General features: G+C 66.4%; 20 protein-coding genes. 5 read left to right on the top strand and 15 right to left on the bottom strand.

Features of this window, described 5'->3' with window-relative positions; translation table 11 throughout:
* Positions 1-31 precede the first annotated feature (31 nt).
* From VARPA_RS13105 to VARPA_RS13115, 3 genes are read right to left on the bottom strand one after another with little or no spacing between them, the layout of a single operon-like run.
* Positions 32-670 (bottom strand): phosphoadenosine phosphosulfate reductase family protein, encoded by a 639-nt coding sequence (locus tag VARPA_RS13105; protein WP_013541045.1) that lies wholly within the window; start codon positions 668-670, stop codon positions 32-34.
* A gap of 20 nt (positions 671-690) precedes the next feature.
* The gene (locus VARPA_RS13110) at positions 691-1,086 is read right to left on the bottom strand and encodes a DUF934 domain-containing protein (protein WP_013541046.1); all 396 of its coding nucleotides are present in this window, start codon (positions 1,084-1,086) and stop codon (positions 691-693) included.
* Positions 1,083-2,861 carry a nitrite/sulfite reductase gene (locus VARPA_RS13115; RefSeq protein WP_013541047.1) on the bottom strand — a complete coding sequence of 593 codons (1,779 nt, stop codon included), beginning with the start codon at positions 2,859-2,861 and terminating at the stop codon, positions 1,083-1,085. The genes VARPA_RS13110 and VARPA_RS13115 overlap by 4 nt, the downstream gene beginning before the upstream one ends.
* 892 nt (positions 2,862-3,753) lie before the next feature.
* On the opposite strand from VARPA_RS13115, the gene VARPA_RS13120 reads away from it, so the two are divergent.
* On the top strand, positions 3,754-4,719 hold the full coding sequence (locus VARPA_RS13120) for an IS110 family transposase (protein WP_013541048.1): 966 nt from the start codon (positions 3,754-3,756) through the stop codon (positions 4,717-4,719).
* 354 nt (positions 4,720-5,073) lie between these two features.
* Here the strand turns inward: VARPA_RS13120 and VARPA_RS13125 are convergent, their stop codons facing one another.
* The 8 genes from VARPA_RS13125 to VARPA_RS13160 all read right to left on the bottom strand — a co-directional run bounded on the left by VARPA_RS13125 (position 5,074) and on the right by VARPA_RS13160 (position 14,392).
* Complete coding sequence (locus tag VARPA_RS13125; protein ID WP_013541049.1) at positions 5,074-5,895, bottom strand: M55 family metallopeptidase; 822 nt, start codon at positions 5,893-5,895, stop codon at positions 5,074-5,076.
* The gene (locus VARPA_RS13130; RefSeq protein WP_013541050.1) at positions 5,892-6,971 is read right to left on the bottom strand and encodes a P1 family peptidase; all 1,080 of its coding nucleotides are present in this window, start codon (positions 6,969-6,971) and stop codon (positions 5,892-5,894) included. The genes VARPA_RS13125 and VARPA_RS13130 overlap by 4 nt, the downstream gene beginning before the upstream one ends.
* A 14-nt stretch (positions 6,972-6,985) precedes the next feature.
* Complete coding sequence (gene gsiD / locus VARPA_RS13135) at positions 6,986-7,912, bottom strand: glutathione ABC transporter permease GsiD (protein ID WP_013541051.1); 927 nt, start codon at positions 7,910-7,912, stop codon at positions 6,986-6,988.
* Positions 7,913-7,922: 10 nt separating this feature from the next.
* Positions 7,923-8,843 (bottom strand): glutathione ABC transporter permease GsiC, encoded by a 921-nt coding sequence (gene gsiC / locus VARPA_RS13140; RefSeq protein WP_013541052.1) that lies wholly within the window; start codon positions 8,841-8,843, stop codon positions 7,923-7,925.
* Positions 8,844-8,923: 80 nt separating this feature from the next.
* The gene (gene gsiB / locus VARPA_RS13145; protein WP_013541053.1) at positions 8,924-10,477 is read right to left on the bottom strand and encodes a glutathione ABC transporter substrate-binding protein GsiB; all 1,554 of its coding nucleotides are present in this window, start codon (positions 10,475-10,477) and stop codon (positions 8,924-8,926) included.
* A 75-nt stretch (positions 10,478-10,552) separates the two neighbouring features.
* Positions 10,553-12,430, bottom strand: a complete 1,878-nt coding sequence (locus VARPA_RS13150; RefSeq protein WP_013541054.1) for a dipeptide ABC transporter ATP-binding protein — start codon at positions 12,428-12,430, stop codon at positions 10,553-10,555.
* 31 nt (positions 12,431-12,461) lie between these two features.
* Positions 12,462-13,418, bottom strand: coding sequence for an isoaspartyl peptidase/L-asparaginase family protein (locus tag VARPA_RS13155; RefSeq protein ID WP_013541055.1), 957 nt, complete (start codon positions 13,416-13,418; stop codon positions 12,462-12,464).
* Entirely contained in the window at positions 13,415-14,392 is a 978-nt protein-coding gene (locus tag VARPA_RS13160; RefSeq protein WP_013541056.1) for a MurR/RpiR family transcriptional regulator, read from the bottom strand. Before VARPA_RS13160 ends, VARPA_RS13155 begins: the two co-directional genes overlap by 4 nt.
* A gap of 271 nt (positions 14,393-14,663) precedes the next feature.
* Between VARPA_RS13160 and VARPA_RS13165 the strand changes: the two genes are divergently transcribed.
* Positions 14,664-15,206 (top strand): demethoxyubiquinone hydroxylase family protein, encoded by a 543-nt coding sequence (locus VARPA_RS13165; protein WP_013541057.1) that lies wholly within the window; start codon positions 14,664-14,666, stop codon positions 15,204-15,206.
* A gap of 302 nt (positions 15,207-15,508) precedes the next feature.
* Positions 15,509-15,859, top strand: coding sequence for a hypothetical protein (locus tag VARPA_RS31610; RefSeq protein ID WP_013541058.1), 351 nt, complete (start codon positions 15,509-15,511; stop codon positions 15,857-15,859).
* An 8-nt stretch (positions 15,860-15,867) separates the two neighbouring features.
* Here VARPA_RS31610 and VARPA_RS13175 read toward each other — a convergent pair whose 3' ends face one another.
* The 3 genes from VARPA_RS13175 to VARPA_RS13185 form a co-directional block, all read right to left on the bottom strand.
* A complete protein-coding gene (locus VARPA_RS13175; protein WP_013541059.1) occupies positions 15,868-16,560 on the bottom strand; it encodes an extensin family protein in 693 nt (230 codons plus the stop codon).
* A gap of 58 nt (positions 16,561-16,618) precedes the next feature.
* On the bottom strand, positions 16,619-17,431 hold the full coding sequence (locus VARPA_RS13180; protein ID WP_144298971.1) for a HAMP domain-containing histidine kinase: 813 nt from the start codon (positions 17,429-17,431) through the stop codon (positions 16,619-16,621).
* Between the two features lie 215 nt (positions 17,432-17,646).
* A complete protein-coding gene (locus VARPA_RS13185; RefSeq protein WP_013541060.1) occupies positions 17,647-18,099 on the bottom strand; it encodes a GNAT family N-acetyltransferase in 453 nt (150 codons plus the stop codon).
* 128 nt (positions 18,100-18,227) lie between these two features.
* Between VARPA_RS13185 and VARPA_RS13190 the strand changes: the two genes are divergently transcribed.
* The gene (locus VARPA_RS13190) at positions 18,228-19,256 is read left to right on the top strand and encodes an aldo/keto reductase (RefSeq protein WP_013541061.1); all 1,029 of its coding nucleotides are present in this window, start codon (positions 18,228-18,230) and stop codon (positions 19,254-19,256) included.
* On the opposite strand, the gene VARPA_RS13195 is transcribed toward VARPA_RS13190, so the two are convergent.
* Positions 19,253-20,146, bottom strand: a complete 894-nt coding sequence (locus tag VARPA_RS13195) for a LysR substrate-binding domain-containing protein (protein ID WP_041942882.1) — start codon at positions 20,144-20,146, stop codon at positions 19,253-19,255. The two genes, VARPA_RS13190 and VARPA_RS13195, sit on opposite strands and share 4 nt — an antisense overlap.
* Positions 20,147-20,206: 60 nt before the next feature.
* Here VARPA_RS13195 and VARPA_RS13200 point away from each other — a divergent pair, with 60 nt between their 5' ends.
* Positions 20,207-21,379: an NAD(P)/FAD-dependent oxidoreductase gene (locus VARPA_RS13200; RefSeq protein ID WP_013541063.1), complete on the top strand. Its 1,173-nt coding sequence runs from the start codon at positions 20,207-20,209 to the stop codon at positions 21,377-21,379.

Consider the following 21,379-nt stretch of genomic DNA (forward strand, 5'->3'; position numbering starts at 1 on the left):
TGGATTCAGAGGGTCGGTGAAGCGTTGGCGCTCAATGCGCGATATGCAATCCGCACTCGCGGTTGTCTTCGCCCTTGGTCGGGTCCACGTAGTCGAAGTTGTTGGGCAGGCCGTGTGCCGTGCAGTACTCGTACAGATCCTTGGACGACCAGTGCAGCAGCGGCGCGACCTTGATGAGGCCGTCCGGGTTGACGCTGACCGGGTCCATCTGCGCGCGCACGGCCGTGTCGGTCGCCCGCAGCGCGGTGAACCACACCTTGGGCGCCGTCTCGCGCAGTGCGCGAGCAAAGGGCTCCAGCTTCACTTCTTCGGTGAAGGCGGCATGGCGCGGATCGTCGAGCGCGGGCGTCGGGCCTTCCACTGCTTCGCGGTGCGCGCGCGAGCGGCGCGGCAGGTAGATGTGCAGGTCCAGGCCCAGCTGCTTGGTCACCTCATCGGCAAAGCGGTAGGTGGCCTCGGTGTTGTAGCCGTTGTCCATCCAGATCACCGGCACATCGCGCTTCGCACGCGTGACCATGTGCAGGATCACCGCCTCGAACGGGCGGAAGTTGGTGGTGATGATCGAAGGCTGGCCCAGGCCGATCGCCCAGTCCACCAGCCCTTCGGCGTTGCGGCCGAGGTCGGTGTTGATGCGCGCGAAGTCGATGTCGGTGGCGGTGGCGGTGCTCATGTCGGATGTCTTTTTGCAGCTCAGTTGCCGGCCACGAAGTGCGGTGCGGTCTTCACTGCATCGCCCTGATAGAAGGCCGAGAAGCGGTCGAACTGGCGCTGTGCGTCGGAAGCGTCCACGCCTTCTTTCAGCACCGCGCTCGAGAAGCCCGTGCGCTCCATCTGCACCAGCTGGTCGATGAGCACGTCGCCCGTCGCACGGATGTCGCCCGTAAAGCCGAGCCGGCGACGCAGCAGGAAGGCCTGGCTGTAGGCGCGGCCGTCGGTGAATTTCGGAAAGTGCAGGTCGATGCGTTCGATGTCGGCCAGGCACACCTCGATGGCGAGCGGATCGGCATCGTTGGCGAGCTGCAAGACCTTAGGGTCGCCGTCATCGATGTGCTCTTCGGCCGAGAGGATGTTCAGCGTCTTGTTCATGCTGCTTCCTCCACCTTGAATCGCGCACCGTTGGCCGCGGCCTTGAACGGATCGGGCCCGACGCGGCGCAATGTGTCGATGAAGGTCTCGCCCGACACGCGCGTGTCGCGGTAGGTGGTGAGCACGGCCTCGATCACGCCCGGCACTTCGGCCGCCGAGAACGAGGGGCCCACGGCCTTGCCGGCCACGGGCGCGCCGCTGAGCGCGGAACCGTCGGAGCCGCCCAGCGACACCTGGTACCACTCCTTGCCGTCCTTGTCGACGCCCAGGATGCCGATGTGGCCGCTGTGGTGGTGGCCGCAGGAGTTGATGCAGCCGCTGATGTGCAGGTCGATTTCGCCCAGGTCGTCGAGCTCGTCGAGGTCTTGATAGCGCTCGGTGATGGCTTCGGCGATGGGGATGGAACGCGCATTGGCCAGCGAGCAGAAATCACCGCCGGGGCAGGCGATCATGTCCGTCAGCAGGTGCACGTTGGCGCTGGCAAAGCCGGCGGCGCGGGCGGCGAGCCACAGCGCGTGCAGGTCTTCGGCATGCACCCAGGGCAGCACCACGTTCTGGTCGTGCGTCACGCGGGCTTCGCCGGCGGAGAAGCGGTCGGCCAGTTGCGCGAGCGTGTCGAGCTGGTCGGCATCCGCATCGCCGGGCGCCTGCTTCAGGCGCTTGAACGACAGCGTGACGGCGCGCAGCGCAGGGTTCTTGTGCGGTGCGACGTTGCGGGCGAGCCAGCGGGCGAACTGCACGTCGTCGGCCGCGTGGGTGCGCAGCTCGGCGTCGGTCTTCTCGGCGCTCTGCAGCACGCGGGTGGCCAGCGTCGGCGGCACGAAGGAGGCGGCCACGCGGTCGTACTCTTCCTGCGTGATGGTGTGCGGCGCGCCGTCGTGCTCGAGGATCTGCTTGTACTCGGCATCGACGTCGTCGATGTAGCGCTGGCCTTCGGCCTTCACCAGGATCTTGATGCGCGCTTTGTAGATGTTGTCGCGGCGGCCATAGCGGTTGTAGACACGGATCACCGCTTCGAGGTAATTCATGATCTGCTGCCAAGGCAGGAACTCGCGCAGCACGGTGCCGATGATCGGCGTGCGGCCCATGCCGCCGCCCACTTGCACGCGGAAGCCGATTTCTCCCGCTTCGTTCTTCACCACGTGCAGGCCCACGTCGTGCCAGCCGGTGGCGGCGCGGTCTTCGGTGGCGCCCGTGATGGCGATCTTGAACTTGCGCGGCAGGAAGGCGAACTCGGGGTGCAGCGTGCTCCACTGGCGCATGATTTCCGCGAACGGGCGCGGATCGGCGATCTCGTCGACGGCAATGCCTGCGCGCTCGTCGCTCGTGATGTTGCGGATGCAGTTGCCGCTGGTCTGGATGCCGTGCATGTCGACCGAAGCCAGCAAGTCCATCACGTCGGCCGACTTGGCGAGCGGAATCCAGTTGTACTGGACGTTCTGGCGCGTCGAGAAGTGGGCGTAGTGGGTCGGGAGCTTGTGGCTGCCCATGCCGCCCTGGATTTCAATGGCCTTGCGGTAGACCTCGGCTTCGGGCTCGTCGTATTCGCGGGCAATCCTGGCCAGCACGCGCAGCTGGCGGCTGGAGAGCTCGCCATAGGGCACGGCCACGCGCAGCATCGGCGCATAGCGCTGGACGTACCAGCCGTTTTGCAGCCGCAGCGGGCGGAACTCGTCCTCGTGCAGGCGGCCCTTTTGCCAGCGCTCGAGCTGGTCTCTGAACTGGGCGGCCCGTTGGTGAACGAACTGGCGATCGAATTCTGTGTATTGGTACATCGTGCGTAAGTCTTGTCTTGAAGTGCGGTGCGTCCAGCGCGCCAGCAAGAAGCCGGGATTCTGAAAGCGGGCCTTATGGAAACAAACTATTTTTTGGTTCGCGCTTTATGCGGATAAGCTAATTCACCAATGGCCATGCGGGTTTGCGGGCGGTTGGATGCTTATTCTGGATAAGGGCGAGTGGGGCGGAAACCCGGTTTCCGGGCCCGTGGATTTTAGGAACCGCTGAGCTTCTTACGCATTGATCTGGCTTTCTTTCCCGAGGCCGGGTCACGCCCCGGCGGGCGACTTACTTTCTTTTGCTTCGCCAAAAGAACGTAAGCAAAGAAAAGGCGACCCCACTGTCTGCGACCCTTCGCTGCGCTACGGGCAACCTGCGGTGCTCGCGGTTCGCGGGGTCTCGCAGAACTCGCTTCGCTCAAACAGCTGCGAGCCCTGATCCGCGAACCGCTGCGCTCCTCGGCGCAGCCAGAGGGGGGTGGGCACCTAACGGGCCATCGCTTTGCTCGGCTTGCAGTCGGGCCTTTGCTTCGCTCGGCCGTGGTGCCCCCGCCCCGGCTCTCCCCCGGGAGGGGAGGGAGAAAGACAAGACATGCGACACCGGGCCTGATGCATTGCTCCTTCCCCTCCCGGGGGAAGGCTGGGATGGGGGCACGACGGCGCTCGCTGCACAGCTGCGCCTCATCGAGCGCCGCGTGCCCCCACCCCAACCCTTGTATGTAGCAAAGTAGCGCTTGGCCGGCACAGGCCGATCGACCCAGGGTAGGCCTTCATGGTCATACCGAGGGGGAGCGAGGGTCGTGCCGGCCGACCTCGGTTCGTAGTGAACAGACAGCCCGAACGGTTGTGAGGTCTGAGAGACCGCATCGAACACAAGGAAGGGCGCTGTGTCATGAACGACGAAATCTTTATCGGTATCGACGTATGCAAGGCCTGGCTGGACGTGGCACAAGTGCCCGCCTTGGCTGCAGGTGAAGCCAGTGCATTTGCTTTGCGCGTGGACAACGAGGATGGTGCCCGTGCCGTTCTCGTGGAGCAACTCAAACGGCTGCGACCCACGCTGGTGGTGCTGGAAGCCACGGGTGGCTTTGAAACTGCGCTGGCAAGCCAGTTGTGCCTGGCCGGCGTTCCCGTGGCGGTGGTCAATCCGAAGCGGGTGCGCGACTTTGCCCGCGCCGCGGGCATCCTGGCCAAGACCGACAAGCTGGACGCGCAGGTGCTTGCGGTATTTGCCCAACGCATGCGCCCGCAGGTGCATGCACTGCCTGACGAGGCGCAGCAGGAACTTACCGAGCTGGTGGACCGGCGCGCGCAACTGGTGGCGATGCGAGCGCAGGAGAAGGCGCGCCTGACCACGGTCAAGCCGGTTGCGCGCAAGAGCGTGCGCGAGCACATCGCGTGGCTCGATGCACGCATCAGGCAGATCGAGCGTGACCTGGACGGGCGCTTGAAGGACTCGCCTCTGTATCGGCCCAAATACGACCTTCTGGACAGCGTGCCGGGCGTGGGACGGGTGACGATCACCACCTTGCTCAGCCGCATGCCCGAGCTGGGCACGCTGGAGAGAAAGCGCATCGCTGCGCTGGCGGGCGTCGCCCCGTTTGCCGACGACAGCGGCAAGCGCCGTGGCCAGAGGTACATCCAGGGCGGGCGCGCAGACGTGCGCTGCGTGCTGTACATGGCCGCGCTCAGCGCAGCGCGATGCAACCCCGTGATCAAGGCGATGTACGAGCGCCTGCGCGCTGCCGGCAAGCCCTTCAAGGTTGCCATCACCGCCTGCATGCGCAAGCTGCTCGTCATTCTCAACGCCATGCTCAAGTCCGAGCAGCCCTGGCGCACTGACCCGATTGCTCGGTAGGTATTGACACGGTTGCTCTCCCGGAAGGGGAGGGAGCCAATCCAAGCCGAGCGAAGCAAAGGCTCGTGAGGTGTTGAGCAGCCGAGCGCAGCGATGGCGTGCCGGTCCCCAAAGCCCTTCTGTATGCGCCGAGGAGCGGAGCGTTTCGCGGATCAGGGCTCGCCCTTGTTTGAGCGAAGCGAGTTTGGGCGAGACCCCGCGAAACGTGAGCACCGCAGGTTGCCCGAAGCGAAGCGCAGGGACGCAGACAGCAGGGTCGCCTTTTCTTTGCTTACGTTCTTTTGGCGAAGCAAAAGAAAGTAAGTCGCCCGCCGGGGCGAGACCCGGCCTCCGCCCTCAGCAGAGAAAAGCAGCTCAGCGCAGCATCGCCGACATCGCCGAACAGCAGTTCAGCATGCGCACGGCAGCTTCCACCGTGTCCGCACTGAAGCGCAAGGTCACGCCATCGACACGCTCGAACGTCGGCCACTGGCAAAACAGATCAGCCATCATCGGCGACTGAGTCCGCAGCGTGACCACCTGCGGCCCCTTGAACACCAACGGATTCGCCTTGCCACGCGCAGCCAGCGCTTCGACCACCCCAGCGCGAATCGCCTTGCGCGATTGCTCCGGCGAAAGCGACACGCCGCTGTTGAAACCAGTCGCCTTCTTCGTCTCCACAAACGTCGCATGCGGAAAGAGCGCCCGGTTCTCGGAGATGAACACGTCATCCCCGCTACCCATCACCACGGGCACGCCGTACTCGCCCGCAAGCGCCCCGTAGAGCCCAGCCTCGCCGAGCTCCTGCTCCCCCAGACGAATGCTCGCAAACGCAAAACTGTTGATCGTGTGCGCCAGGATGCCGCGCCCCTGCGCCCGCGAGTGGTAGCCGACCATGCAGACCGCCTCGACGCCGTCTTCCTCCACGCCCGCCACCATGCTCAGGTAGCGCGGCTTGCCCTGCACGACGCGGGAGCGCGCATCGAGCACATCGGGCGGCATGTTGCGAAAGCCGCCGTGCGAGTCGTTCACCAGCACCTCGGTAGCGCCCGCATCGAAGGCGCCGGCAATCGCCGCGTTGGCCTCGTGCGCCATCAGCACGCGGGCACGCTCGTACTCCGGGTTGCCGGCCCGCGCCTGCTCGTGGTGATAGACGCCTGCAACGCCTTCGATGTCGGTGGAGATCAGGACTTTCATGGGAGGGCGTGCACTTCTGCGGAAGAGAAAAGGGAAGAGGGCGGCAACACCTCGGACAGCGCCGCCCGGTGATTGCCATCGCGGCCCGTCACGGCCGTTGCGCGCCAGAGCGCATGAAGAATGGCCTGCTCGGTGCTGTCGGCAGCGGCCTGGAAGAGGCCATCGAGCAACCCGTCGTGCACCATCGCGATGGTCGGCATCGGGCGGTCGACGCGGTCGGGCACGGTGTAGGCGGTCGAGAAGGCCAGCACGATGTCGCCGCTGCCATGGCCGAAGACCGAGCCGGTGCGCGCGAGGCCCGCACCCGCCCGCAGCGCGAGGCGGCGCAGCTGGCGCGCATCGAGCGGTGCATCGGTCGCGACCACGATGATGATCGAGCCCTTCTCGGGCTCCTTGCATTCGGCCGTGGCCTGCTGCGCGGCCAGCCGCTCGCCGACCGCGTGGCCGGCCAGCACCAGTTGCGGCTGGCGCCCATAGTTCGCAAGCACGAGCGCACCCACCGTATGCACTTCGCCGCAGGGCGAGGACACGCGGCGCGAGGCACTGCCGATGCCGCCCTTGAGCTGGAAGCTCGACATGCCGCGCCCCGCGCCGACGGAGCCCTGCGCGAAGTCGGGGCCTGCGGCTTCGAGCGCCTGCAGGTAGTCGGCCTCGGTGATCGCGAGCCGCTGGATGTCGTTCAGAAAACCGTCGTTGCACTCGAAGACCAGCGGGTTCACCGTCGGAAGCGACCGGCCGCTCTCTGGGTTGCTCGCGATGCAATGCCGGATCTGCGCCGTCGCCACTGTGCCCACCGAGAAGGTGTTGGTCAGCGCGATGGGCGTTTCCAGCACGCCGAGTTCCGCGAGCTGCACGAGCCCGACGCTCTTGCCGAAACCGTTGAGCACCACGGCCGCGGCCGGCACCTTGTCGCGGAACGGATCGCCCGCGTGCGGGCGGATCACCGTCACGCCGGTCTGCACGGCGCCGTCATCCAGCGTCTGGTGGCCGACCGTGACGCCTTCCACGTCGGTGATGGCGTTGCGCGGGCCCTGGAGCAGGGTGCCGATGTAAGGCAGGGTGTTCGTCGAGGCCATGAAGAAAGGGCAAGTTACTCGCGGTCGATCTTCGGATCGAGCGCGTCGCGCAAGGCATCGCCCAGAAGGTTGAAGGCCAGCACGGTGAAGAAGATCGCCAGGCTGGGGAACAGCGCCACGTGCGGCGAGGTCACCATGTCGGCGCGGGCCTCGTTGAGCATCGCGCCCCACTCGGGCGTCGGCGGCTGCGCGCCCATGCCGAGGAACGACAGGCTCGCCGCCGTGATGATCGAGGTGCCCACGCGCATCGAGAAGTACACGACGATGGACGAGATCGTGCCCGGCAGGATGTGCCGCACGATGATGGTCCAGTCCGATGCGCCGATGCTGCGCTCGGCCTCGATGTAGGTCTGTTGCTTCAGCACCAGCGTGTTGCCGCGCACGAGGCGCGCGAAGGCCGGCACGCTGAACACCGACACCGCCACCACCACGTTGGTCATGCTGCTGCCCAAAATGGCGACCACGCCCAGCGCCAGCAGGATGCCGGGAAAGGCGAACAGCACGTCCGAGATGCGCATCACGATGCGGTCCCACCAGCCTTCGTAGTAGCCCGCGAGCAAGCCGAAGGCCGTGCCGATGAAGCCGCCCACCAGCACCGACAGAAAGCCCGCCATCAGCGAGATGCGCGCACCCGCGAGGATGCGGCTGAAGATGTCGCGTCCCAGCGGATCGACGCCGAACCAGTGCGTGGCCGAGGGGCCGCTGTTCAGCATGTCGTAGTCGAAGAAGTTCTCCGGGTCGAAGGGCACGATCCACGGTGCGAACACCGCGACGAACACCAGCAGCAACACGAAGATCGCGGCCACGATGCCCACCGGCTGCTTCTTGAAGCGGCGCCAGCATTCGCCCCAGGGCGTGCGGACCTTGCCGGCGTTCTGAAGCGTGGCGACCGGGGAGGTCGGAAGAATGGTTTCGGCAGGCACGCCGGAAGCTTGCGTCATGGCTGCTTGCTCACTTGTAGCGAATGGTGGGGTTGATGTAGCCGTACAGCACATCGACCACCAGGTTGATCAGAATGAACTCGAGCGAGAACAGCAGCACCAGCGTCTGGATGACGGGGTAGTCGCGCATCTGCACGGCGTCGACCAACAGACGCCCGAGGCCCGGCCAGTTGAAGACCGCCTCCACAAGGATGGAGCCGCCCAGCAGGAAGCCGAACTGCAGGCCCATCATGGTGACCACGGGGATCAGTGCATTGCGCAGCGTGTGCTTGAAGATCACCCGGGATTCGTGCACGCCCTTGGCGCGCGCGGTGCGCACGAAATCTTCCTGGATCACCTCGACGAACGAGGCGCGCGTGAAGCGGGCCATCACGGCCGCCACGGCGGCGCCGAGCGTGATCGAGGGCAGGATGTAGTGTTTCCAGGTCGCGGCGCCCACTGTGGGGAGCCAGCCGAGCTGCACGGAGAAGATCTGCATCAGCAGCATGCCCAATGCAAATGCAGGAAAGGAGATGCCCGATACCGCCAGCGTCATGCCGATGCGGTCCGGCCATTTGTTGCGGTACACGGCAGAGACGATGCCGATGCCCATGCCGAAGATCACGGCCCACACCATGCTGGTGATGGTCAGCATCACCGTCGGGAAGAAGCGTTCCGCGATCTCGGTCGACACCGGCCGCCGCGTGCGGATCGAGGTGCCGAAGTCGCCTTGCAGCATGTGGGTGAAGAAGCTCACGAACTGCTGGGGCAGCGGCTTGTCCAGCCCGAGTTCGGCGCGGACCATGGCCACGGTCTGCTCGTCGGCTTCCTGGCCGGCCGCAAGGCGCGCCGGATCGCCGGGCAGCATGTGGACGAACAGGAACACCAGCACGGCCACGATGAGCAGTGTGGGGATCAGGCCCAACAGTCGTTTGAGAAAGTAATTCAGCATGGGGTGCGGATGTCGCGTGCGGGCGGCAGCACAGTGCCGCCGCCCGCCGGACAGTCAGTCAGGAAACGAAGAATCAGCGATCAGTTCGACACCGCGACGGCGTCGATGTTGATGTTGCCGTCGGGCATCACGAACACACCCGAGAGGCGCTTGGCATGCGCCGACAGGTTCTGTTCCGTGACCATAGGCACGCGCGGCAGGTCCTTGCGGATCTCGTCCTGTGCGGTCTTGTAGAGCGCGGTGCGCTCCTTTTCGTCGACGGTCACCAGTGCCTTGGCCAGTGCGTTGTCCACCACCTCGCTCTTGTAGAACGACATGTTGTTCAGCTTGGGCGCCCAGGCTTCCGAGGCGAACAGCGGACGCAGGCCCCAGTCGGCTTCACCGGTCGACGACGACCAGCCCGTGTAGTACATGCGGACCTTGGCCGTCTTCGGATCGGGCCATGCATCGACCTGCTCGGTGCGCTGGCCCACTTCGAGCGCCTGCACCTGCAACTTGATGCCAATCTGCGCGAGCTGCTGCTGTACGAACTGGATCGTCTTCTGGCTGGTCGTGTTGTTGTAGGCGCTCCACAGCACCGACTCGAAGCCATCGGGGTAGCCGGCTTCCTTCATCAGCTCCTTGGCCTTCTTCAGGTCGTAGGGAATGGGGGCCATCTTTTCGGCGTACTTCACGCCCTGCGGCACGATGCCCTGGGCGGGGAATGCATAGCCGCCGAAAGCGACCTTGGACAGCGCTTCCTTGTTGATCGCATAGCCGATGGCTTCGCGCACCTTCGGGTTGTCGTACGGCTTCACCAGCATGTTGAAAGCCAGGAAGCGCGTGATGATCGAAGGCGACGCCACCACTTCGAGCTTGTCGCTCTTCTTCAGCAGCTCGGCCTGCTCATACGGAATGGGATACGCGAAGTCGGCTTCGCCGGTCTGCAGCATCGCGGCGCGCGTGTTGTTCTCGAGCACCGGCTTCCATTGCAGGTTGTCGATTTTCGGATAGCCCTTCTTCCAGTAGCCGTCGAACTTCTTGGCCTTGACGGCTTCGGTCTGCTTCCACTCCACGAATTCGAAGGGGCCGGTGCCCACGGGGTGGAAAGCGATGTCCTTGTTGCCCCACTTCTTGAGCGCGGTGGGCGAAATCATCGCGGCCGAGGCGTGGGCCAGCGAGTTGATGAAGGGGCCGAAGGGCTCCTTGAGCGTGATGCGCACGGTGGTCGGGTTCAGCGCCTCGACCTTGCCCACGCGGTTGAACTGGTTGTAGCGAAGGAGCTTGTTGTCCTGGTTCAGCACGCGGTCGAGCGTGAACTTCACCGCTTCGGCGTTGAAGTCGGTGCCGTCGTGGAACTTGACGCCGCTGCGCAGCTTGATGGTGTAGACCAAACCGTCCTTCGACACGTCGTAGCTCTCGGCGAGCACGTTCTGCACCTTCAGGTCCTTGTCGAACTGGAACAGGCCTTCATAGAAGGACTTGGTCACCGCCGTGGTGATGGTGGTGTTGGTGTTGTACGGGTCCAGCGTCTCGGGCTGGTAGCCGATCGACAGCACCACGTCTTTGGAGGCCAGGGCGGTGCCCGATGCAGCCAGTGCCGCCAGGCCCAGCAGTGCGGATGCCCATCGCAGGGAGGAAGAAGATTGCTTCATGGAAGAACTCCAGTCGGTTCGTGGATAAAAAAGCAGGAGGGCCTGCGGGTAAGAAACGGTTTCGAGATCAGGAAATCAGAAGGCGCCGCCAATCGCGTGGCGTGCAACGAAATGCCCGGGCGCGACCTGCACCAGCGGCGGCACATCGGGCTCGTCGCCCACCGCGCGGATGGGGCTCGGGATCTCGCCTTCGAGCAGCGCGCGCGGCTTGTGGCGGCGCGACGGGTCGGCCACCGGCACCGCGGCCATCAGCTTGCGGGTGTAGGCGTGCTGCGGCGCTTCGAACACCGCGCGGCGCGGGCCGATTTCCACGATCTGGCCGAGGTACATCACGGCCACGCGGTGGCTGATGCGCTCGACCACCGCCATATCGTGCGAGATGAAAAGGAACGCGACGCCCAGTTCGCGCTGCAGGTCGAGCATGAGGTTGACGATCTGCGCCTGAATGGACACGTCCAGCGCCGACACCGATTCGTCCGCCACCACCACCTTCGGGTTGAGCGCAAGCGCGCGCGCAATCGCGATGCGTTGCCGCTGCCCGCCCGAGAACTCGTGCGGATAGCGCTGCGCTACTTCAGGCGGCAAGCCGACCTTCTGCAGGAGCCAGTCGACGCGCTGCTGCGCCTCGGCGCCCTTGGCGATGTTGTGGATCAGCAGCGGCTCCATGATCGAGAAGCCCACCGTCACGCGCGGATCGAGCGAAGCGAACGGGTCCTGGAAGATGAACTGGATGTTCCGGCGCAGCGCCTGCAGTTCGCGCGTGGGGAGTTCGCGGATGTTTTGCCCGCCGAACTCGATGGCGCCGCTCTGGCTTTCGACCAGGCGCAGCAGCGAGCGGCCCGTGGTCGACTTGCCGCAGCCCGACTCGCCGACCAGCGCCAGCGTCTCGCCGGGGTAGAGATCAAAGCTGATCTTTTCCACCGCATGCACGCGGCGCTTCACGCGGCCGAAGATGCCGCTGCGCACGTCGAAGCGCGTCACGAGGTCGCGCACGCGCAGGATCGGGCCGGCGTCGTCGCGCACGGTGGTCTGCGGCGTGGTGGGTGTGGAGGGCACCGCCTCGGGCGTGCCTTCGGTGCGCAGCAGTTCGAACTTGGCCGGCAGGTCCGTGCCCTGCATCGCGCCGAGCTTGGGCACGGCCGACAGCAGCGCCTTGGTGTACGGGTGCTGCGGTGCGGCGAACACGGTTTCGGAGGCGCCCGCTTCTACCTTGTCGCCGCGGTACATCACGAGCACGCGGTCGGCAATTTCGGCCACCACGCCCATGTCGTGCGTGATGAAGAGCACGCCCATGCGCATCTCCTTCTGCAGCTCGCGGATGAGCTGAAGAATCTGCGCCTGGATCGTCACGTCGAGCGCGGTGGTGGGCTCGTCGGCGATCAGCAACTGCGGCTTGCAGGAGAGCGCCATCGCGATCATCACGCGCTGGCGCATGCCGCCCGAGAGCTGATGCGGAAAGCGGTCGAGCACATTGCGCGCTTCGGGAATGCGCACGAGTTCGAGCATGCGCAGTGCCTCGGCGCGCGCGGCCGCGTTGCTCTTGCCTTGGTGGATGCGGATGGCCTCGGCGATCTGGTCGCCTGCCGTGAACACCGGGTTCAGCGACGTCATCGGCTCCTGAAAAATCATCGCGATGTCCGCACCGCGGATGCCGCGCATCGTGCTGTCGCGCGCCTGCGCGAGGTCGAGCACTTCGCCATTGCGGCGGCGAAACGCCATGCTGCCGCCGAGGATGCGCCCGCCGCCGTGTTCCACAAGCCGCATCAACGCGAGCGAGGTGACCGATTTGCCCGAGCCCGATTCGCCCACCACCGCGAGCGTTTCGCCATGGTCGACGTGGAAGGACAGGTGCTTGACGGCATCGACGGTGCGCTCGGAAGTCGAGAAGCGCACCGTGAGGTCGTCGACGGCGAGAACGCGGCCGTCCGGCAGATTGAGGGCAGGGGAAGACATGGCTGTGCGAAAGAAAGAGGGGGCGTGGGCGTCAGGCGAAGATGGCTGTGATCGGCGCTTCGTCGCCGCGCGCGTGGCCGCGGTACATGCCTTCGGTGTTGAAGGCGAGGCTCAGGTTGCCGTGGCGGTCGACGGCGATCAGCCCGCCGGTGCCGCCGATGGCGGGCAGCGACTGGTGCACCACCGCGTGCGTGGCCGCTTCGAGCGTCGCGCCGCCGTAGGCCATGCGCGCGCAGATGTCGTGGGCGGCGGCCACGCGGATGAACATTTCGCCGCTGCCGGTGCAGGAGATAGCGGCCGTGCGGTCGTCGGCGTAGGTGCCGGAGCCGATGAGCGGCGAATCGCCGATGCGGCCGACGCGCTTGTTGGTCATGCCGCCGGTCGAGGTGGCGGCGGCGAGGTGGCCGTGCATGTCGAGCGCGACTGCGCCGACGGTGCCGAACTTCTTGTCTTCATCGAGCGGCGGCGTCATCGCGGCGCCTTCGTGGTCGGTGACCACCCGGCCGGTGTCGCGCACGCGGTAGAGCTGCTGGCGGCGCGCCTCGGTCGAGAAGAAGAACGGCTCGACCATTTCGAGCCCGCGATCGCGCGCGAAGGCTTCCGCGCCCGCGCCGGCCAGCAGCACGTGCGCGCCGTCTTCGAGCACGGCACGCGCGGCGCGCACCGGGCGGCGAACGTGGCACACGCCGGCGATGGCACCGGCGGCGAGCGTCGCGCCGTCCATCACGGCAGCGTCGAGTTCGTGCGTTTCCTCGTGCGTGAAGACCGCGCCGTGCCCTGCGTTGAACAGCGGGCACTCTTCGAGCAGCTCGACCGCGAGGCAGGTTGCGTCGAGCGCGGAGGCACCCTTGAGCAGCGCGGCTTGCGCGGCACGCACGATGTTCTGCAGCGCGTCGTGGTACGCCTGCGCCTGCGCGGTGCTGGTCGTGGCGGCGCTGATGGTGCCGGCACCGCCGTGGATGGCGATGACGGGCGTGGTGTTCTTCATCGGGGAGCTTTCTTCTTTTTCTTGGCCGTGCCGTTCAAGGCTGCGGCGTCGGATGTGGCGGCGGTGCGCGCGGCGATGCCGTCGATGCGCGGCAGCCCGTTCGCGCCGTGCAGCCAGGGCCGCAGCACCTGCAGCGTGCGGCGGGCGGACTGCACAGGGTCGGGCGCCCGCAGCGCGACGGCGCTGGTCAGCGCCTCGACCAGCGCAAGCACGCTGGTCTCGCAGTTCGGGCGGTAGTTGGTTTCGGTCTGGCAATAGAGCGCCACGTCGGCCAGCGGCGCCATCGGCGAGGTCGGCCGGTCGGTGAGCGCGATCACGCTGCAGCCTTGTTCGCGCGCGACCTGCGCGAGCAACACGGTGTCGGTCAGGTAGCGCGGAAAGGTGAGGCCGATGAACACGTCCTCCGGCCCCGCGTGCATCAGCGCGCGGGCCGCATGCGTGACGCCGCTCACGCCCGGCAGCAGGCGCACGTCGCGGCAACTGCTGTCCAGTCCGTGCTGCAGCAGGCCCGCGAGCCAGCCGCTCGCGCCGAAGCCCGCGATGTAGACCGAGCGCGCCTTGCCGATGTGTTCCACCGCGGCCTCGCAGGCGGCGTAGTCCAGCGTCTGGCGCGTGGCTTCGATGTTGCGGCGGCTCTCGTCGAGCGCGGTCGCGAACACCTCGGCCACCGTGCTCGGATGCTCGAGATTGCCGCGCAGCCGCTCCACCGGCGCCACCAGCGACTCGAAGCCGCGCACGAGCTCGGCGCGGAAGGTGGCGTAGCCGTCGAAGTCCAGCGCGCGGGCGAACCGGTTGGCCGTGGCCACGGAGACGCCCGCGGCGGTTGCGAGTTCGTCGATGGGCAGCGTGGCGACCTGCAGCGGGTGCTCCAGCACGTAGTCGGCCACCTGCCGGTGCGAACGCGTCAGCCGCGGCAAAGCCTGCGCAATGCGCTGGGCCACGGTGGTGCCTGGGGTGTCGACAGGGGTGCTCATGAAGGTGCGGAGGAGCCCGAAAGTGTGCGGTTTTTGAAAACTGATTTACAAATATAAGTCAGGACGGAAAATTTTCTGTCATTTTTGATCGAGTTCGCAAGGAACGGGCCAGCGGCGGAGGGGTTTGGGAAAGTGGTGAGAGCGTGGTTTCTCCTCTGGGAGCGCGGAGGCTGGGTTCGCCCGAGGTTCGACTTCTAGGTGTTTTCCCGAGAAGGCCGCGGGAACGCATCGGCTCGCCCCCTCAGAATCGAATGATTCCGAGGGGGAAGCGATGACAGAGGAACAAAAGACGCTTGATCGCGGTTCGGCGCTGGGCGCACGAATCCTGAAGGTCGATCACGCCGGCGAGCAGGGCGCAGTGAACATCTACAGGACGCAGATATTCATGGCGCGATGGACCGCGCCTTCGCTGGTGCCCGAACTGCGCGAATTCAAGTCCCACGAGGAGGGGCACAGGGCCTTGTTCGCGGCAGAACTGCAGCGCCGAGGTGTTCGGCGCTGCCGCAGCTATTGGCTATGCGGCATCGGCGGCTGGGTACTTGGTCTGCTCACAGGGCTTCTTGGCCGGCATGCGATTTCGGCGACCACCGTGGCTGTCGAGCGCGTGGTGCTCGGGCATTTGAAGGCGCAGTTGCACGAACTGGCGGGGAAGGACGAAGCGGCTGTCCGAGTCATTTCGCAGATCGTCGAGGAAGAGCAACTGCATCACGACCAATCCGCATCGCACGTGCGGTCGAGCCATGTCTGGACGCGTGTGCTGAGTCCTGTGGTCGCGCTATCGACTGAGACCGTCATATGGCTGGGGATGCTCTGACGAGCGTGCGAGGGCGCCGATAGGTGTCGGAACCGGTCGGAGATACACTGCCCGCCGCACGTCAAAAAAGGCGTGCACGGGATTGGCGTCCCAATACACCCCTGCGACGAAAGCCGCAGATTTCTCCGCAGAGACTCTGCGGCTTCGTCGTTCGTGCCTCCAGTTTTTGGCGGCTCGGGCGGGGAGCCGCAAGGCTCGCCGGTTCTCGCAAGGGGTGTCCGGTACGCCAACCCGTTCGAGTCGCCGCCTCCAATTGGCGTTGGATGTGGCGATTTATCAAATCAACACTCCTTGGAGGCCATATGGCCGTATCCCCCGGCGCTAACGCGCAATCTACAACTGCTTCTCGGGCGAATGGCATCGCTTTTGACCCGACGAAAAACACCGTCGAATCTCTGGCGTTACAGGCCTGCGACGACACCGAAAGTCTTCGAGAGGTGCACAGCGCTTACGCGTGCCTCGAGAAGCTCATCGTGCCGCTCGAACTGGGCGACACCGAAGAACTGAATCCGACGCGCAGTGAACTGAGCGCATTGGTGCGCGTGATCAACGACGAACTGAACCGCCGCATCGAGGCGGTCGACAAGGCCGTTCATGCGGTGCATGCGGCGATGGTCCCGAGCGTGTTTGCGCCAAGCCCATCCGGCTCATAGGCGCAGCGCTACCGGCACATCGAATACCCGCCGGTCTCCAGATGAAAGTGGTCCCTGTGCGCCGCGTTGTAGTCGGGACCCAGCACGCCGTCGAAGAACCGGCAGGCGCCTCGATGCGCATCGCGCAAAAACAGGTCTTCCGGATCGCCCTTGCCCGACCAGTCGCGCCGCACCGTGATGCGGCGGCCATCGGCGAGCGTCAGGCCGGCCACGTCGAACGCATCCGCCGTCGCGTGCCGGCTGCGCGAGGCGCCAGGCACAGCGCCTTCACCCCGATTCACGTTGCGGCACGCATAGCTCCCCAGATGCTCGATGGCCACCACCGGCTCGCCGAAGCGCTGCTTCGCGGCCGGCTGCAGCGCGTGCTTCTCCCACATGAAGAAGGACAGCGCCATCGGGCAGCTCAGCGAAGGCGATGTGCCCAGGCGCACCCCGGCCGAGCGCAGGCGAACGGCATTCTCGAAGCCGCAGCCTTCGCCTGTCACGCGATCGGGCAGCAGGTCGTATTGCATGCCGGTTCGTGCGAGCGCAGCGAGGCAGCGCGTCGGTTCGCGGCGGGCGCGTGCGAGCTTGAAGCCGGTGAGCCAGTCGGGCTCGGCCATCACGTCGAGGGGCGCCCATGGATTGAAGCGCTCTGGAATGTCGACCGCGCCTGTCAGCACCGCCCACGCGCCCGCTGCAAGCGCTGCGCACAACGACATGCCGGCCCACAGGCCGCGGCGCGATGAAGGCGCGGAAGGTGCGGGCAGGGGGCCGCCTTCAGTGGCCGGCCGGAGGTCCGCGTCGGACGCCCCGGAAAGTGCCCGCTATCGACGGGCGGCCGTCGGGGGCGCCGCCGAACTCGGCGCGGCCGCCGTGCGCGCGGGCAATGCCGTGCAGCAGCAGCCGGCGGCGCACGCTAGAGAGCGCTGTGTCGGGCCGGTCGCAGCCGTGCGGTTCAGGCGATGCGCCGCCCGCGCAGACCGCGACGCGGAACAGGTCGCCTGCCACCTCGCTGACGACGATCACCCGCGCCGGCAGCCCCGAACCGGCGAGTTCCTCGAACGCGAGGTTCAGGAACTGCGCGATGCGCGCCGGGTCGCCGCGGCAGTCGCCGTCGCCCAGCCGGTCGTGCTCGAAGACCGTGCTGGCGGTAAAGGGCGCTTCGGCGTCGTCGATCGCCCGCCGGACCACCTCGTGCAGCGAAAAACGCTGCGTGGCGATCACGAGGTCCTTGCCCGCCGCGATCCGGCAGACGTCCGCCAGTTCCTCGGACCGCTCGATCGCACGGTCCGCCGCATGGTCCACATGGGCGAGCACCGCGTCGGGCTGCTGCCGATCGCCCCGGCGCGCAAGCAGTTCGATGCCCAGGCGGATGGCGGACAGCGAGTTGCGCACGTCGTGTACCGCAGCGCCGATCACGCGATCGAAGTCTTCCGTCGGCATCTGCGGCGCCTGGGCAGGCCCTGCCTGCAAGGGTCTCAGCGCATGCGCCGGAGCTGACCAATTCGACAGCGCCCATTCGACCGTCGACTGGCGCATGCCGACAGCGCGAGAGGGTGCCGGCGGCGCGGCGGGCGTGCATGGGATCAAGCGCGAATCCTCGTGCGGCGGCGTGTCAGGCATGGCGTTTCTCTGCAGGCCGTGGGGTGGTTCCGGAGCGCCGTCGCCGGCCGGTCCGTGATATCGAATGCCCGGACGGCAGGGGCCAGCGCATCGAGGCGCCATGGTGCTTGCTCGGCTGCCGGCGCGATGTCAGGTTTTGCAACACCGCTTGTAGGCGCATGCCGCGCCTGGGCACGGCGGCGTCATGCCGCGTCCTTCTGCATGAAGACACTCAGCGGATCTTCCGGATACCGCCCGAAGCGTTCGCGCCGCGCGTACCCCGAGCGCGCATAGAACGACAGCGCCGCCGGTTGGCTCACGCCCGTCTCCAGCCTGAACATCGCACAGCCCCGGGCCATCGCTTCCCCTTCTAGAAACGCCAGCAACTTGTCGGCGATGCCTTGCCCGCGGTTCTCCGGCCGCACGTACATCCGCTTCAACTCGCCATATTCAGGCTCGATGACGATGGCCGCACAGCCGATCGCCGTACCTGCTTCATCGCGTGCCACCGCGAACAGCACATTGGCCGCCGACAGCGCCGCAATGTCGATGCCGTAATGGCTCTCCGGCGGATACAGCGGCTTCTGGAACGCATCGAGGTCGTCGATGAGTTGGATCACGTCGGGCTGGTCGGGGTTTTCAATGGCGATTCGCATCGGCCGATATTACTTAGCCGAGTTCGACAAAGCCCGACGCGCAAAGGGGTTCAATGCCCCGGCGAACAATGACCCAACGGCGTGCCGGTCGGCGCGTCGCTTCATTCATTCTTCGAAGGAGTAGCACTTTGGAATATCGTCATCTGGGCAAATCGGGCCTCAAGGTCCCCGTGTTGAGTTTCGGCACCGGCACGTTCGGGGGCAAGGGCGAGTTCTTCAGCGCCTGGGGCAGCACCGACGTGGCCGAGGCGCGCAAGCTCATCGACATCTGCATCGACGCGGGCGTCAACATGTTCGACAGCGCGGACATCTATTCCGACGGCGCCGCCGAATCGGTGCTCGGCGAAGCCATCAAGGGCCGGCCGCGCGACAAGCTCATCCTCTCGACCAAGGCCACGTTCCGCAACGGCCCGGGAGCGAACGAGGCGGGGTCGTCGCGCCACCATCTCGTGCGAGCGGTCGACAGTGCATTGAAGCGCTTGGGCACCGACTACATCGACCTGTTCCAGCTGCATGGCTTTGACGCGAGCACGCCCGTCGAAGAGACCGTGTCCACGCTCGACGATCTCGTGCGCGCGGGCAAGCTGCGCTATGTGGGCGCGTCGAATTTCTCGGGCTGGCATTTGATGAAGTCGCTGGCCGTGTCGGAGCGCTACGGCTACGCGCGCTACGTGGCGCACCAGGCGTATTACTCGCTGGTCGGCCGCGAATACGAGTGGGAGCTGATGCCGCTCGCCCAAGACCAGGGCGTGGGCGCCGTGGTGTGGAGCCCGCTGGGCTGGGGCCGGCTCACGGGCAAGATCCGCCGCGGCCAGCCGCTGCCCGCCAACAGCCGACTGCATGTGACGGCCGACATGGGCCCGCCGGTGGCCGACGAGCTGCTGTACCGCGTGGTCGATGCGCTGGAAAAAGTCGCCGGGGACATCGGCAAGACGGTGCCGCAGGTCGCGCTCAATTGGCTGCTGCAACGGCCGACGGTGTCGAGCGTGGTGGTCGGAGCGCGCGACGAAACGCAACTGCGCCAGAACCTCGGCGCGGTGGGCTGGAACCTCACGCCCGCGCAGGTCGCCGAACTCGACGCGGCCAGCGCGGTGACGCGGACTTATCCTTACTGGCACCAGCAGGGGTTTCTGGAGCGCAATCCGAATCCGGTCTAGGCAGGATTCAAACCGAGCACCCACTGCTTGAAGTGCTCGAGCGCCCCGGAGGCCGGACGGCCTTCGGGGTACGCGAAGTAATAGCCCTGCGGCACATCGAGGTGCCGGTCCACGGGAATCACCAGCTCGCCGGTGCGCAGCTCGTGCTCGATGAGGATGCGCGGTGCAAGGCCCACGCCCATGCCCGCAGCCGTCGCGGCCACCACCATCGTGAAGAGCTCATAACGCGGCCCGCGCGAGGCGTGCACCGTGTAGTCCCAGCCCTGCTGCGCATACCAGTCGCGCCACGCATGCGCGCGCGTGCTCAGGTGCACATGGCGGCAGCGCTCGAAGCCCGCTTCGTCCCACGCACCGTTGGCATCGCGAAAGGCCGGGCTGCAGATCGGCACCATCTCGCCCTCCGAAAAGATCAGCCCGCCGCGCGTGTTGGGCCAGAACTGGTCGCCGAAATAGATCGCCGCGTCGTAGGCGTTTTCTTGAAAGGAGAAGGGCTGCGAGCGCGCCGACAGGTTCACCGTGATGTTCGGATGCTGCCGGCTGAAATCGGGCAGCCGCGGAATGAGCCATTGCGTCGCGAAGGTCGGCACCACGGCCAGCTCCAGCACGAAGCCCATGTCGTGGCCGGCGCTGATCTCCAGCGTGTCGCGGCGGATCTGGTCGAGGTGCCGGCGGATGCGCGCCGCGTACTCGCGGCCCACGTCGGTGAGCGTCAGGCGCCTTCGCACGCGCGAGAAGAGCGGCACGCCTAGCCGTTGCTCCAGCATTGCCACCTGCCGCCCGACGGCGCTCTGCGTCAGCGCCAGCTCGGCCGCCGCGCGGGTGAAGCTCCCCAGCCGCGCCGAGGCCTCGAAGGCCTGCAGCGCGCCCAGGTTGGGAATGTCTTTTCTCATCGCGCTATTCTGCGGGGCGCGCGCCCCTCCCTGCGCGCGCGCAGCCAGGAAAGGCATTTCATGCGTCGAGTGGTGATCATCGGCGGCGGGGCCATCGGCTCGGCCATCGCCTATTTCCTGACCAAGGACCCGGAGGCCGAGCCCTTCGAGGTCACGGTGGTCGAGCGGGACTTCTCGTACAAGCAGGCCTCATCGGCGCTGTCGGCCAGTTCGATCCGGCAGCAGTTCTCCACCGCCATCAACATCGAGATGTCGCTCTACGGCATCGACTTCTTCCGGCACCTCGGCGAGACCTTGCGCGTCGGCGACGACGTGCCCGACATCGGCCTCGTCGAGCCCGGCTATCTGTACCTGGCCTCGCCGGCCGGTGTCGATGTGCTGCGCGAGAACCATGCGATGCAGAAGGCGCATGCGGTGGACGTGGCGCTGATGACGGCCGAAGAGCTGAAGGCGCGCTTCCCGTGGATATCGACGGAGGGCGTCGAACTCGCATCGCTGGGTCTTTCGGGCGAAGGCTGGTACGACGGCTACAGCCTGTTGCAGGCCTTCCGCAAGAAGGCCGCATCGCAGGGCGCGCGGTACGTGCAGGCGCACGCGACCGGACTTCGCCGCAAGGGCAGCACCGTGACCGGTGTGCAGCTCGACACCGGCGAGACGGTCGAAGCCGACATCGTCGTCAACGCCGCCGGCGCCTGGGCCGCGAAGGTAGCGGAGTGGGCCGGCATCGACCTGCCGGTGCGCGGCCGGCGCCGCAGCGTGTTCAGCTTCTCGTGCCCCGAGGCGCTGCCCGGCTGCCCGCTGGTCATCGACACCTCCGGCATCTGGCTGCGCCCCGAGGGCCGCCAGTTCATCTGCGGCTTCGCACCGTCCGCAGACCAGGACCCCGACGACGCGCCGCTCGATGTCGAGTACGCCGCGTTCGACGAACTCATCTGGCCCGCGCTCGCCGAGCGCATTCCCGCCTTCGAAGCCATCCGCATGACCGGCGCCTGGGCCGGCTACTACGAGATGAACCTGTTCGACCACAACGCGATCCTCGGCCTGCACCCGGACTGCGACAACCTGTACTTCGCCAACGGCTTCTCGGGCCATGGCTTGCAGCAGTGCCCGGCGGCGGGGCGCGGCATCGCGGAACTGATCCGCTTCGGCGAGTACCGCAGCCTCGACCTCTCGCCGGTTTCGTTCGCGCGGATTCTCGAGAACAAACCGCTGCTCGAGAAGAACGTGATCTGA

The sequence above is a fragment of the Variovorax paradoxus EPS genome (genome assembly GCF_000184745.1).
In the GTDB taxonomy this organism is placed as follows: Bacteria; Pseudomonadota; Gammaproteobacteria; order Burkholderiales; family Burkholderiaceae_C; genus Variovorax; species Variovorax paradoxus_C.